At 68.8% G+C, this 14,166-nt stretch carries 8 protein-coding genes; 5 read left to right on the top strand and 3 right to left on the bottom strand.

Annotated features, from left to right (window positions below; translation table 11 throughout):
- Window positions 1-90 precede the first annotated feature (90 nt).
- The gene (locus CMC5_RS00040) at window positions 91-1,095 is read left to right on the top strand and encodes a hypothetical protein (RefSeq protein WP_245678187.1); all 1,005 of its coding nucleotides are present in this window, start codon (window positions 91-93) and stop codon (window positions 1,093-1,095) included.
- Window positions 1,096-1,224: 129 nt separating this feature from the next.
- The gene (locus CMC5_RS00035; protein WP_245678185.1) at window positions 1,225-1,749 is read left to right on the top strand and encodes a Fur family transcriptional regulator; all 525 of its coding nucleotides are present in this window, start codon (window positions 1,225-1,227) and stop codon (window positions 1,747-1,749) included.
- Window positions 1,750-2,170: 421 nt separating this feature from the next.
- Here the strand turns inward: CMC5_RS00035 and CMC5_RS00030 are convergent, their stop codons facing one another.
- Together CMC5_RS00030 and CMC5_RS00025 are read right to left on the bottom strand one after the other, a co-directional pair.
- Window positions 2,171-4,630, bottom strand: a complete 2,460-nt coding sequence (locus CMC5_RS00030; protein WP_050428491.1) for an HAD-IC family P-type ATPase — start codon at window positions 4,628-4,630, stop codon at window positions 2,171-2,173.
- Window positions 4,631-4,640: 10 nt separating this feature from the next.
- A complete protein-coding gene (locus CMC5_RS00025; protein WP_050428490.1) occupies window positions 4,641-5,852 on the bottom strand; it encodes an aspartate aminotransferase family protein in 1,212 nt (403 codons plus the stop codon).
- A gap of 96 nt (window positions 5,853-5,948) precedes the next feature.
- Here CMC5_RS00025 and CMC5_RS00020 point away from each other — a divergent pair, with 96 nt between their 5' ends.
- The 3 genes from CMC5_RS00020 (at window position 5,949) to CMC5_RS00010 (ending at window position 12,655) form a co-directional block, all read left to right on the top strand.
- Window positions 5,949-6,551: a nucleotide exchange factor GrpE gene (locus CMC5_RS00020; protein ID WP_050428489.1), complete on the top strand. Its 603-nt coding sequence runs from the start codon at window positions 5,949-5,951 to the stop codon at window positions 6,549-6,551.
- 287 nt (window positions 6,552-6,838) lie between these two features.
- Complete coding sequence (dnaK, locus tag CMC5_RS00015) at window positions 6,839-8,701, top strand: molecular chaperone DnaK (RefSeq protein WP_050435602.1); 1,863 nt, start codon at window positions 6,839-6,841, stop codon at window positions 8,699-8,701.
- Window positions 8,702-8,728: 27 nt separating this feature from the next.
- Entirely contained in the window at window positions 8,729-12,655 is a 3,927-nt protein-coding gene (locus tag CMC5_RS00010; RefSeq protein ID WP_050428488.1) for a serine/threonine-protein kinase, read from the top strand.
- Window positions 12,656-12,741: 86 nt separating this feature from the next.
- On the opposite strand, the gene dnaA is transcribed toward CMC5_RS00010, so the two are convergent.
- On the bottom strand, window positions 12,742-14,166 hold the full coding sequence (dnaA, locus tag CMC5_RS00005; RefSeq protein WP_050428487.1) for a chromosomal replication initiator protein DnaA: 1,425 nt from the start codon (window positions 14,164-14,166) through the stop codon (window positions 12,742-12,744).

Below are 14,166 nucleotides of genomic sequence, written 5' to 3'. Positions count from 1 at the left end.
TGACGCATCGGAGGTAAGCCGGCTATGTTTACGCGCGTGACCGCCCGAAAGTCTTCCCGAACCCGCGGAGCAGCACTGACGATCGCTGCCATGGCCGTGGCGACTTCGTTCGCGGGCTGCCCTTGCATCAGCGGCCCGGTCAACGCGAGCCCTGCGCTGCGGTGGTTCCTGTTCTCGAACTTCGGCGCCAGCAAGATATGCCCCGAGATGCTCAAGTCGGGGATGTCACTGAAGCTGCAGGACCGCTCACCGGCCATCGGGAGGTTCTTCCCGATGCAGTGCTCGTACAACGTCGACGACAGCACGAAGACGGTGACGGTGAACATCGGAGGGACGGGCTACGGCTACGTGATGCCCGCGAAGCGTGTGGGCTTCTCGCTGACGGCTTCGGTGGAGTACCGCCCCGACTTTCAGATCGCCGGAGACGACATCTACATCTGGGGAAAGCTGAACCGCGTGGTGCAGGGCCCCAACTTCCAGCTCGGCTACGTGGAGAACCCGGTGGTGGATGTGATGGCGAACGTGACGCCCTTCGGCAACATCGCCAACTTCCTCGGCAACCAGGTGGTCGCCGGGATGCTGAGCCAGGGCTTCACGGTGGTCTACAACGAGGACACCGGCAAGGAGTTCACCCTGGGGACGATCCTTCCACCAGCGAAGCCGCACCGACCTTTCGACGTGACCTCGACCTCGTACCTCACGTTTGCGAACGAGGTGATCGAGGTGAACGCGCAGCAGCGCGACTACCTGGGGCCGTTCGAGATCGTGGAGGCCGGGCAGTCCTTGTTCTTGAAGATCAGCACCGAGGGCGCGCCCGTGGACGTGATGATCGTCGACAAGGGAACAGGGGACGCTTGGCGCGAGGCCTACCAGACCGGCAAGCCACTCGGCCCGCCGATGGGGCCGGTGCAAGCGGGAGGTCCGCTGCAGCCTGGCACCGTGGACAGCCGGAGATACCCGCTGCGGCCGGGGCTCTACTACGTGGTGATCGACAACACGAGCGCCGCAGGGCTGGTCAGTCCGCCCGTGAACATCCTCAATCCGCTCGGTGGAACCGCGGCGCGTGTGAGCTACCTGGCGCAGCTCGTGGAGTGAATTCCTTGGAGCGTGGAGAGATTTCTCCGCTGATCGGAAGCTGAGGCGTTTTTCCACGCATCCCCACTTCGCGCCCAGCGTGGCGGACGCACTCTTGACGCGCCCTTCGGCCGCGGGATAACTCCCCCCATGGTCGTTGCACCGAACGAGGAGCGGGGAGCCCACGTCGATCCGGCCGCCCTCGAGGCGCTGCGTACGCGGTTGCAGACGTACATGGTGAAGAAGGGGCTGCGTTCGACCGCGCAACGTCGCCTGATCATCGACACGTTCTTCGAGGGGGCGCCCCACATGACCATCGAAGATCTGCTCCAGAAGGTGCGGAACCACGATCGGGGCATCGGCTACGCGACGGTGTACCGGACGCTGAAGCTGCTCGCGGAGTGCGGGGTCGCTTCCGAGCGTCGGTTCGGTGACGGGCTGAGTCGTTACGAGCTGGCCGACGAGGCGAGCGCGCACCACGACCACCTGATCTGCTTGCGGTGTGGGAAGATCATCGAGTTCGAGGAGCCGCGGATCGAGCAGCTCCAGGACGAGATCGCCGAGAAGTACGGTTTCCTGATCACCTCGCACAAGCACGAGATGTACGGGCACTGTGCGGACTGTCAGCGCGCCCGGAAAGAGTCCGGCGAAGACCTCGACGAGCTGGACGAGTAGCGGGTCACACCGATGGCACACGCACGCCGGGGCCGGAGTTCCGATGAGGCCGTGTGCGTGAGTACATCGCGGTGAGGTCGGGATGCGTGACGGAGGGCGTCGAGAGGCCCCTCGGAGAGGTCGGAAGCCCTCCGTGAAGACGGTCGGGAGCCTCCTCGACAGGCACGAGAACCTCGTTTGAGGGAGGTCCGAGACCTTCCTGGAGGAAGTCCGGCGACCTCGTGGAGGAAGTCCGGCGACCTTCTTGGAGAAGTTCGAACATCGCCTCAAGGACATGGGGCGATCCCGATTTTCGCCTCTCCCACGGTCGATGTCAGCCGTTGTTGGACAGTGACGTCAGCCCCTTCTTCACCCCGAAGTTGGAAACTCCCAGAGGTCGTCTCGGATCTTTGGCTCGACGCCAAGCGAGCCTGAACCTGATTCAGCTCTTGGCGTCGAGCGCGCGGGCATGGACGACGGTGACGATCCCGCCGAGGAGCGATGCAATCGGGGCGTACGCGGGAGGCAAGAGCCCGACCGCGACCACGCCGGCTCCGAGGAGCGCGGGCACGACCGAGAGCGACAGCCCGACGCGCGCTTCGAGTCGGGTGCGATGCGCGAGGGCCACCGAGAGAGCGGCGTCACGGACGTCGTCAGACGCGAGCGCGATGGCGAAGTCGCCAGGCGTGGAGCCAGCAGCGCCGAGGGCCACCGAGACATCGGCGGCTGCGAGCGCGGCGTCGTCGGCGCTCGCATGACCGAGCACCGAGACGCTCATGCCGGCATCGATGAGGCGACGCACCTCTGCCCCGCGGTGCGCAGGCAGGATCTCGGGACGGATGTGGTCGATGTCGAGGGAGCGACCGATGGCCTCGCAGGTCTCGCGTGCATCGCCGGACATCAGCACCGGCTCGATCTGCGCGTCGAGCAGGTGCTGGATCGCGGCGCGCGCGCCAGGACGCAGGCCGTCCTGGAGGCCGATGAGCCCCACGAGGCGACTGCCGACGGCGATGAGGACCACCGTACGACCGAGGGCTTCCAGCTCGGCGATTCGCTCTTCCGCGGCAGCGATCGACACGCGCTGCTCGAGCAGCAGCGCGCGGCTGCCGACGCACAGCTCCTCGCCCGCCGACGTGACCGCCGTGACGCCCAGCCCCGGGAAGCTGCTCAGGTTGCGGACGCCATCCGGTCGCACGCCTCGGCTCCGCGCAGCGCGGACGATGGCGGTCGCCACCGGGTGCTCCTCGGTGCGCTCGGCGCCGGCGGCGAGCGCGAGGATGCCTTCGATGTCGAGCTTGCTGCCGGTCGCTTCGAGCTCGGCGAGTTCCGGCTCACCGAGGAGGAGCGTACCGCGCGCACAGAAGACGGCGACGGTGACGCGCCCGGCGCGATCCCACGCGTCGGCGCTCTTGTAGATGATGCCTCGTCGCAGCGCGAGGAGGATGCCGCGCGCGACATGGACCGAGGTGATCGCTGCGGTGACCGCGGTGGTGAGCGCCGCGAGGACGGCCACCGCGACCATGGCAATCTCGACGGGGCTGCGTCCAGCGACGAACGCGGAGAGCGCGCCGATGGCCGCGGCCGCGAAAGCCCAGCGCTCGGTGAGCGCGCGAGATGCGTGTGCGATCGGTGCAAGCGCGTCGGCGCGCCTTCGTGGATCGAGCAGGACACGCGCGATGGCGCGGTCCATGCCGGACCAGGTGCACGCGCCGCGCAGCCTGCCACGGATGACGGTGGAGCCCGCGATCACCGGATCCCCGGCGCGCCTGCGCACGGGTGTCGTCGCGCCGATCCAGGGCAGCACCTCGACGTCGCCCGAAAGAATGGTGAGATCCACGGGGACGATCTCGCCTGGCTCGACCTGGACTTGCTCGCCGGGGCGGAGATCCCAGACCTCTTCCTTGGCCGTCTCTGCACCTGGGTCGTCGATGGGGCGGCGTCCTGGGACGGAGAGGACGCTGGCGATCCAGGCGCGCTCGGCGGCGATGCGCTGTCGCGCGCTCTCGATGAGCCAGGCGCTGACGGCGCTGGCCGTGGCGATGACGCCAGCGAGCGAGGCCGCCTCGGCCGCGAGAGACCGGTCGACGCCGACGAGCGCCCAGGCGGCGACGACGAGCCCGGTGAGCACGGGCGTGAGGATGGCCGCGGGGTGAGGATCGGTCGCTTCGCGTGGCGTGGTGGCGGCGCGACCGACGAGCATGCCGGCGCTCACCGCGGCGAGGACGATGCGCGCGCCGATGACGATGGTCGCCTCTCCGGCGAGCGCGAGCGCCACGGCGAGGGCACCGGCGACGATCGCGAGCACGAGGAGGAGGGCGCCGACGTCACGAGGCTCGGGCTCATGGCGCAGGGACTCGTCCCCGAACGGAACGATCGCCGTGCCGCCCGCGTCGAGGATCGTCTGACCGAGCGGTTCGAGCAGGGCCCGGTCGTCGTCGACCACCGGCGGCTCGGGCAAGCTCTGATCCAGAGGGACCGGCGGGAAGGCGTCGATGATGGGTGCGTCGAGTTCGGTAGGGCGCGCGGGGGGATCGAAGCGGTGCCCGGAGACACGCTCGATGGAGATGCGATCGAGCGATGGGCGCTCGTCGGTGGTGCGCTCGCGGACCGCTTCGTCCAGCGGAGCCGCGGCGATCGTCGGCCGGGGAGAGGCGACGGGCAGCTCCGGGAAGGAGGGCGCGCTGGCGCGTGGCTCATCACCACGGAGCGCGCGGGGATGGAGCGGCGCGAGCTGCGGCACCGGCTCGCCGAGGAAGGCGAAGCGGCAGTGGCTGGTGCAGAAGTAATGGAACCGGAGATCGAAGATCGCGACCTGTCCGGCCCGGAGCGGATCGATGAGCTTGCCGCAGCCCGAGCAGGGGAGGGGATCGACGGCGGGTCCTCTAGCGCGCGTTTCGGCCAACGAGGCTCTCTTACGCGAATGCTTCGGCGAGTGCGATCTCTACGTTGTGGAGTGCCTCGTCGATCTGCGCCTCGCTGATGACGAGGGGTGGGGTGAACCGCAAGGCGTCGGCACCGGCGACGGTGAGCAGGATGCCTCGGTCGCGGACGGCACCGAGCGCTTTGCGCGGGTCGACGCCTTCGGCGAGGACGAGCGCTCGCAAGAGGCCGCGGCCGCGCTCGCCGGTGGCGATGCGGGGGTGGCGTGCCGCGATGCCAGCAAGGCCGCGGGCGAGCCGCTCGCCGTTGCGTCGGGCGGCCTCGCAGAGTCCTTCTTCCTCGATGACGGCGAGCACGGTGCGCGCTGCGGTGGAGGCGAGCGGACCACCACCGTACGTCGAGCCGTGAGAGCCAGGCGGGAGCGCTGCGTTGAGGTGCTCGCGCAGCACCAGGGCTCCGATGGGGAACCCGCCCCCCAGTCCCTTGGCGAGCGCGGCCGCGTCGCCAAGCACACCGTCGTGCTGGCAGCCGAGCCAGTGGCCGGTGCGCCCGATGCCCGTCTGGACCTCGTCGAGAAGGAGGAGCGCGCCGTGCTCGTCCGCGATGTCGCGCAGCGCCTTCAAGAACCCCTCGGGAGGCGGCAGGACACCTCCTTCGCCCTGTACGGGTTCCACGAGGATGCCTGCGACGTCCGGACCCATCGCGGCCTTCACTGCCTCCACATCTCCATAGGAGACGTGGGTCACGCCCTGGAGCGGCGGCCCGAAGCCCTCGCGGTACTTGGGCGTCCCGGTGAGCGCGACGGCGCCGAGGGTGCGGCCATGGAAGGCGTTGTGGAAGGCGATGACGCGGTAGCGGTGGGGCTCGCCACGGCTGAAGTGGTAGCGGCGGGCGAGCTTCAGCAGCGCCTCGTTGGCCTCGGCGCCCGAGTTGCAGAAGAAGGCGCGGTCGAAGCCGGTCTTCTGGCAGAGCTCCTCGGCGAGGAGGAGGTTCTCTCGGTTGTAGAAGTAGTTCGACGTATGGATGAGGCGCGCTGCCTGGGCAGCCAGCGCCGCCACGAGGCGCGGGTGGGCATGGCCCAGTGCGCTGACGGCCACGCCGGCGCAGAGATCGAGGTAGCGGCGCCCCTCCGTATCGAACAGCTCGCACCCGGCGCCGCGCTCGAGCACGAACGGCGCCTGCCGGTAGTTCCCGAGGAGCCGGGTTTCACCGAGGGCGAGCAAGTCCGGGGTGGCGATCGTCATGGTGCCGATCTACGCCGGCCCGGAGGCCGGAGCAAACCCTCCGGGGTGCGCGGACGATTGCCTCTGGATCGGGGGTGGTTATAGTGCCGCCGAACCATGAGCGAAGCGGAACGTGACGGGCAGGACGGGGACGCCATGCTGCAAGGGACGGAGGCTACGGGGGAGGCCGCAGAGGTCGTGTCGACCCCACCGGCCGCGTCCACGGTGACCCCGGAGACCAAGCTGGCCGAGGTACAGGCGGAGGCGGCGCGCACGCGGGACCAGCTCCTGCGCACGGCCGCTGACTTCGAGAACTTCCGCAAGCGCACCCGGCGCGAGGTGGATGACGCCCAGCGGCGTGGCCGGGAGACGGTGGTGAAGGATCTCCTGCCGGTCTTCGACAACCTGGAGCGCGCTGCCATGCACGCGGACACGGCCAGCGATGTGAAGTCCCTCGGTGAGGGCATCCGGATGGTGACCCGCCAGTTCACCGACACCCTGGATCGGATGGGCATCAAGCGGGTCCCGTCGGTGGGACACCCCTTCGATCCGACCGTCCACGAGGCGATTCAGCAGATCGAGTCGACCGAGCACGCGGCGGGTGTGGTCATGGCAGAGATCCTGCCTGGCTATGTGCTCGGCGACTACCTCGTCCGGGCAGCTCAGGTGGTGGTCTCGAAAGGGCCTCCCGCCGCTGCTGGCGGCGACGTCGCCAACTGACGCTGCGTAGTACCGGCACCGGGGACCCATCGGTCCCTGTTGCTTCGGTTGGTCGCTGCCCTCGAGGTCGTCGACGCGCGCCTTACCAGGCCGTGGAACGAGCGCGGGGGACGTTGAACCAGGCCGCAGTGTACCCGACCTCACCTCTGATGTCGGCGTCCCGGAGACCGACCCAGCTCTTCGTGTCCCCGACCGCCTGAGGTCCGAGAGAGCACACGCACGCTTCTCGCGTCGAGCGCCGTAGCACGCGCCAGGCGCGGAACCTCCTGGTGTATCCTCGGCCCGACATGGCGAAGGTGATCGGTATCGACCTCGGGACGACGAACTCGTGCGTTGCCGTCGTCGAAGTGACGGGGGTGGCGTCTGCGTCTCAGGTCCGCGTGATTCCCAATGCCGAGGGCGCGCGTACGACGCCTTCCGTCGTCGGTTTCCCGGCGAGCGGTGAGCGCCTCGTCGGTCAGATCGCGCGCAGGCAGGCGGTCACCAACGCGCAGAACACGGTGTACGCCATCAAGCGCTTGATGGGGCGCAAGTTCCAGGCGCCAGAGGTCTCGAAGCAGATCCTTCTCGCCCCCTACAAGATCATCGAGGCGCCGAACGGTGATGCCTGGATCGAGGTGAAGGGGCGCAGCTCGTCCCCTCCCGAGATCTCGGCGATGGTGCTGACGGAGATGAAGGCCATCGCCGAGCGTCATCTCGGCGAGCCGGTCACCGAGGCGGTGATCACGGTGCCCGCGTACTTCGACGACGCGCAGCGGCAGGCGACGAAGGACGCTGGCCGCATCGCCGGGCTCGACGTGCGGCGCATCATCAACGAGCCGACCGCGGCGGCGCTCGCTTACGGCCTCGACCGGGCGGAGGCCGAGATCATCGCGGTGTACGATCTCGGCGGTGGCACGTTCGACATCTCCGTCCTGGAGATCGCGGGCGGTGTCTTCAGCGTGAAGGCGACCGGTGGCGACACCCACCTGGGCGGCGAGGACTTCGACCAGCGCATCATCGACATGCTCGCCGACGACTTCGAGCGAGAGAACCGGATCGACCTGCGCCGTGACCGGATGGCGCTGCAGCGGCTCAAGGAGGCGGCCGAGAAGGCGAAGCACGAGCTGAGCTCGTCGCTGGAGACCGAGATCAACATCCCCTTCATCGCGGTCGGCCCTGGAGGCGGTCCGCTGCATCTCGAGCGCACCTTCAAGCGCAACGAGCTGGAGCTGCTCTGCGCCGACCTCGTCGAGCGGACCATCGCCGCCTGCAAGAGCACCCTCGCGGACGCGAAGCTGCCCGTGACGGCGATCAAGAACGTGGTGCTCGTCGGCGGGATGACCCGCATGCCCGCCGTGCAGGCGGCCGTGCGTGAGTTCTTCGGGCGAGAGCCGCACAAGGGGGTGAACCCGGACGAGGTGGTGGCCGTGGGCGCGGCCCTCCAGGGCGCTGCGCTGTCGGGTCAGGTCGACGAGGTGCTGCTGCTCGACGTGACGCCGCTGTCGCTGGGCGTGGAGACGGGCGGGGGCGTGATGTTCAAGCTCATCCCGCGCAACACGACGATCCCCACCGAGAAGTCCGAGATCTTCACGACGAGCGTGGACGGGCAGAACTTCGTGCCGGTCCACGTGCTGCAAGGCGAGCGCGAGATGGCCGCCGACTGCAGGAGCCTGGCGCGCTTCGAGCTGACGGGTATCCCGCCGGCGCCCCGTGGCGTGCCGAAGATCCAGGTCACGTTCCGCATCGACGAGAACGGCATCGTCCGTGTCGAGGCGAAGGATCTCGGGACGGGCCGCAAGCAGGAGGTGAAGGTCACGCCGACGAGCGGTCTGTCTTCGGACGAGGTGGATCGGCTCGTGGACGAGGGGGATCGGTTCAAGGAGACCGATCGTCTGCGGCGCGAGCTGGTCGAGCTGCGCAACCAGGCAGAGACCCTGGTGTACACCACCGAGCAGGCGATGGAGGGCTATGCCGATCTGCTCGAGCCGGCGTTGTTCGAGGAAGTCTCCGGAACCTGCGCCGCGCTGCGCAAGCTTCTCGAGGGTGGGGGAGATCTGGATGCGATGCGGACGGCGTATGCGCGTCTGGAGTCCGCAGCGTTCCGGATCGCGGAGTCGATCTACGGAGGCGATGATGAGGGTGGGGCGAGCGAGGCCATCGAGACCTGAGGGTCTCGCCGCACACGAGGCCACGGGGTGAGTTCCTACTCCGAGCCTTTTGGTCGTTACCGTCTGCTCGAGCGGCTGGGCGAGGGCGGGATGGCCGAGGTGTTCAAGGCCAAGAGCTTTGGTGTGGAGGGCTTCGAGAAGGTCCTCGTCATCAAGCGCATCTTGCCCAAGCTCGCGGCGCAGACGCGCTTCGTGGACATGTTCGTCCACGAGGCCAAGCTGGCGGTGCGCCTGTCGCACGCGAACATCGTGCAGGTGTTCGATCTGGGCCGGCTGGATCCGCCGACTGGGGAAGCGACCACGTACTTCATCGCGATGGAATACGTGCCGGGGATGGACCTCGCGTCGCTCCTGTCGCGCTGCCGGAGGATGCGGCGTCAGCTCCCCGTGGGGATGGCAGTGTTCATCGCTGCCGAGGTGGCGAAGGCGCTGGATCACGCGCACCGACGTCGAGACGAGCAGTCTCGCCCGCTCGGGATCGTGCACCGCGACATCTCGCCTCAAAACATCCTCATCTCGTGGGAGGGCGAGGTGAAGGTCACCGACTTCGGGATCGCCAAGGCGACGCAGTCGATGACCGACGAGGAGGTCGGCGAGACGCGCGCGACACGGGTGCGCGGAAAGCTCGCGTACATGAGCCCCGAGCAGGCGCGAGGGGACGCGATCGACGGCCGCAGCGACCTGTTCTCGCTGGGGACGGTGTTCTACGAGATGCTCGCCGGGAGCAACCCGTTCTCGGCGCCGACGGCCTTCGAGGTGTCGCGGCGTCTCCAGGCGAGCGAGTTTCCTCCACTCTCGCTCGTGCGCGCCGATGTCCCGCAGCAGCTCCTGGAGATCGTGACGAAGGTGCTGGCCCGGAGCGTCGAGGCGCGCTTCGCCGACGTCGGTCGGCTGCACGAGGCGCTCCTCGGGTATTTCTACGCGACCGGAGAGCGGTATGGCGCGAGCGATCTGGCGCGTTTCCTGGAACCGTTCCGGGAGCCGACGATGAGCGGCGAGTTCGCGGGCGGCGCGGTGCTCGAAGAGGAGCCGGCGGTCGCGGACGAGCACACGCCGGTCGAAGGGCTCACGTCGACCGGCGCGCGGAGCCGGGCGCGGGGCGGCGCTGCGCCGTCCGGGGAGGGGACCGACGGCGCGAGGAGTCAGTCGGTGGGCGAGCGTCGCGAGGTGACGTCGCTGGTGCTCGGCCTGGACCGCGGTGACGAAGCGGCCGCCGCGAAGTCGATCGCGCGGACCGAAGGGGTGCTCGCGCGCTACGGCGCCGTCGTGATGGAGCGGGAACCTTGCCAGGTGGTCGCGCTGTTCGGGCTGGGCGATGCCGACGGACGGGACACGGAGGCGGCCGTGCTCGCGGGACTGGTTCTCCTGCGCGGTGGGAGCGGGGTGACGTCCGCAGGGATTCACCTGGGGCGCGTGCTCGTCGATGCCGCGGGGACTCCGAGCCGGGACGAGCGCCTTGGCGCGTTGGTCGCTTCGGCGCAGGCGCTATCGCGAGTGAGCGAGGGGCAGCTCGCCATCTCGGGTCTGGCAGCGCGGGTCGTGCGGAGCGTGTTCGTCACGGAGGACCTGCCCAGCACGGGGCTCGCGGTGCCGGAGGGCAGCCGTCTGGTCACGGGTACGCTCCCGCCGTCGGTCGCGTACGGGAGGTTCGTCGGCCGTCGGGAGGAGCTGCGGCTCCTGGGAGACATCCTCGCCGCGGCGACCCGGAGGCGCTCGCAGATCATCGTCATCAAGGGAGAGCGAGGGATCGGCAAGACCCGGCTGCTCGCCGAGATGGATCGACGTCTTTCGCTGGGGAACTACAACGTCGGGTTCTACCGTGCGGCGTGCCCTGGCAACGGCGTCGACGCTCCCTGGAGCGGGTTGACCGCGATGCTGCAGGTTCTCTGTGGCATCCAGGAAGGGGACGAGGAGGAGCGGATCCGGGCGCTGCTGCCAAGGCTGCGCGCGCTGGGGTTGCGTGACGAGGAGGCGGCCGCCGTCATGGGTCAGCTCGGTGCAGAGCTGGGCGAGCCGGTGCGGTCGTCGTCCGAGGTGCACGCGGCGCTGCGGACGGCGTTCACCCGGATGGTGCAGAGCCTGTGCGAGGATCGGCTGCACTGCTTCTGCTGGGACGAAGCCCAGGCGCTGGATCCACTCACCCTCGAGGCGATCGCCTCTACGGCAGCGCGTTCGGGCACGCGCGCCGTGTTCGTCCTGGCGACGTGCGGAGAGGCTTCGCCCCTCCTGGCCGGGCATCCTTGCTTCCATCGCATCCAGCTCGGAGAGCTGTCCGAGGAAGACGCGGCGAGGCTCCTGGCCACGCGGATGGAAGCCTCGGTGCTCCCTCCGGAACTCCTGAACTTCTGCCAGCAGCGGGCTGGTGGTCATCCATTGTTTCTGGAGGAGCTGATCCGCGAGCTTCTGGACTCGGGGGCGATCGCTTCTGCAGGAGGGGTGATCAAGTCGCGCCTGGAAGGGGCGTTCGCGATCCCGCGCTCGCTGCGGATGCTCATCTCGGCGCGCATGCGTCGGATGGATGTGGAAGAGCGAGCGGTGCTCCAGGCGTCGGCCATTCTCGGTGAGCCCGTGCTGATCGAGGTGCTGGCGGCGATGCTCCAGAAGCGGGTGGCGGCGGTGAGCCGGGTGGTGTCGGGGCTGGTGGCGCGGGAGCTGCTCCGGAGCACGGCGCCAGCGCAGGCGAGCTTCGCGTCTCCGATCCATGGAGAGATCGTCCTCGATGCGATGCCGGCCGAAGCGCGGCGAGCGATGCACGCGGCGGCGGCGGCGGCCTACGTGGACGTCGTGGGCGAGCTGGCAGTGGAGCACGCGGAGCGCGTCGGTGAGCACCTCTACCACGCAGGGGATCGGGATCGGGCGGCCACGTTCTTCGCGCGTGCGGCGTTCCACAAGGTCCGCGCGCATCAGGTGGAGCCAGCGGTGCGGCTACTCTACCGGGCGCTCGATCTCGCCGAGCACGAGCGACGCGACGTCGACGAGCTGACCGCATGGCTTCGCGGCCTCGCCGACGCGGTCGGGCGTGTCCGCGTCTCCCCCGAGCTGTCGGAGCTTCTCGCCAGGGTCCTCCGCCGCGTCGATGCGGGAGGGGACGTCGAGGCGCGGGTCGTCGTCAGGCTGGATGCGACGCGGGCGCTGGGCGCGGTCAACCTGTTCGATGCGGCCTACCTCCAGCTCGAAGAGGCGTTCTCTCTGGTGGGAGAGCGACACGAGCTTCGCCGGCGCGCGCTCCTCTGCGAGATCAACATGGCGACCCGGAGCGGTGACTTCAACCGGGGAGCCCGGGCGGCGGAGCAGCTGGAGGCGATGGGGCCAGAGCACGACGCCGAGACGCTCATGGCGATCAGTGACGTGCGCGCCGCGTTCGGTGACGCCGAGTCGGCCCTCGCCGCGCTGGATCGCGCGGAGGCGTTGAGCGATCCGCGTGACGTCGCTGCGGCCTGCGAGCGCGCCAAGCACCGGGTGTTGATCTATGCGTACTCGCGGAACATCGCCGCTTCGATGGACGCATCGGCGCGGGCGGTCGAACTCGCCCGCGCGACCGGCATCCGCTACGAGATCGCGGCCGCCCTCCACAACCTGGGCGATGGCGCGCGGCGCCTCGGTGATCTCCAGCGTGCCTACGCTTCGCTGACGGAGTCGAAGGAGATCGCCGAGGCGCTCGGCAACGAGCGGCTCCTGTCCTTGAACCGCATGCACCTCGCGTATCTGGACGGCCTGAGCGGTGTCTCGGGCGCCGACACGCTCCTCCGTGAGCTGATCCGGTACGCCGATGGCCGCGCGTACTGGACCGATGCTCTCGAAGGTCGTTTCTTGCTCGGCGCCTTGCTCGTGCGGCGTGGCCTGGGCGACGAGGGACAGCGAGAGCTGGAAGAAGCCCAGCGGATGGCGCTCTCTTACGGTTACCGGCTCATCGCGGAGGACGCACGCGAGGCGCTGCTCGAGCTGCCGGGGTGACGGGTACGATGGCAGTAAGGGGGTGACGGCGGTGGGGCGCGGCCTCGGCGGCGGATGCGCCCCGCGTCTTCGTCAGGGCGGTGCCGTCACTCGTCAGCGGCGAGCTTCTTTTCGAGCGCTTCCAGGTGTGCGCGGACCTGCGGATCGGAGTCCCGCTGTGCCTCGATCTTGCGGACGGCGCTCATCACCGTGGTGTGGTCACGGTTCCCGAACGCGCGACCGATCTCGGGGAAGCTGCACTTCAGGCGCTGCTTGCACAGGTACATCGCCACGTGGCGCGCGAAGGCGACGCTCTTGTGGCGATCCTTGGAGGTGAGATCCGTCGAACGCAGGTGGAAGTGATGGCAGACCGCGCGCTGGATGTCCTCCACGCTGATCGTCTGCGCGCGGGGCGGAGAGGTTGCCGTGATCTCCGCACGGGCGAAGGCGAGGTCGACCGGGCGGCCCGTGAGGGAGCTCTTGGCGGCGAGGCGGATCAGCGTGCCCTCGAGCTCGCGCACGTTCGAGCGGATCATCTGACCCAGGTAGAGCGCCACGTCGTCGCTGAGGACGATGCCTTCTTGCGCCGCCTTGTTGCGGACGATGGCGACCCGGGTCTCCAGCTCCGGGACCTGGATGTCCGCGACGAGCCCCCAGGAGAAGCGCGAGACGAGCCGCTCTTCCATCCGTTCGAGGTTTTGCGGGTACTTGTCGCTGGTGACCACGATCTGGCGGTCGAGCGCGTGGAGGGCGTTGAAGGTGTGGAAGAACTCTTCCTGCGTCTGCTCTCGGCCAGCCAGGAACTGGATGTCGTCGACGAGCAAGAGATCACAGCTCTGCCGGTACTTGGTCCGGAAGTCGTCCATCCGGTGGTGCTGGATGGCCGTGATGAAGTCGTTGGTGAAGCGTTCGGCGGACACGTAGATGATCCGCGCCTCGGGGCGCTCTTCGTAGACGCGATGGGCGATCGCGTGGACGAGGTGGGTCTTGCCGAGGCCGGTGCCACCGCAGATGAAGAGCGGGTTGTAGCGTCGTCCTCCGCCGCCTGCCGCCGCGATGGCCGCCGCGTGGGCGAGCTGGTTGGACGGACCGACCACGAAATTGGCGAAGGTGTGCTTCGGGTTCATCTCGTCCGGAGGGGGGGGACGACGGACGACTTCGAGGCGGGGCGAGGGCGGGCCCGACGCCGGGACTGGCGTCGGAACGGGACGAAGCGCAATGGGACGCGGACGCACGGGGGCAACCTCGCTGCGCTGCGCGATCGGGGTCACCAGCGCTGGATCCAAGGTCCACGCCACCTGAACGGACCAGCCGGTGAGCTCCCGGATCTTCTCGGTGAGGGTGGGCAGGAAATTGTCCCTGACCCACTCCAGAACGAACTCGTTCTGGACGCGCAGACTGAGAACGCCGTCGGTCAAGTCGTCAAACTGCACCCCGCCAAACCATTGGTCGAAGGTGGCCGGCGATAGCCTGCGCGTATGCTCTATCGCCCGGTCGAAGACCTCGCGTACGTCGTGCTTCGGAATCGTCAT

It is taken from the genome of Chondromyces crocatus, assembly GCF_001189295.1.
In the GTDB taxonomy this organism is placed as follows: domain Bacteria; phylum Myxococcota_A; class Polyangia; order Polyangiales; family Polyangiaceae; genus Chondromyces; species Chondromyces crocatus.
This window is presented reverse-complemented; position numbering and strand designations above follow the sequence as displayed.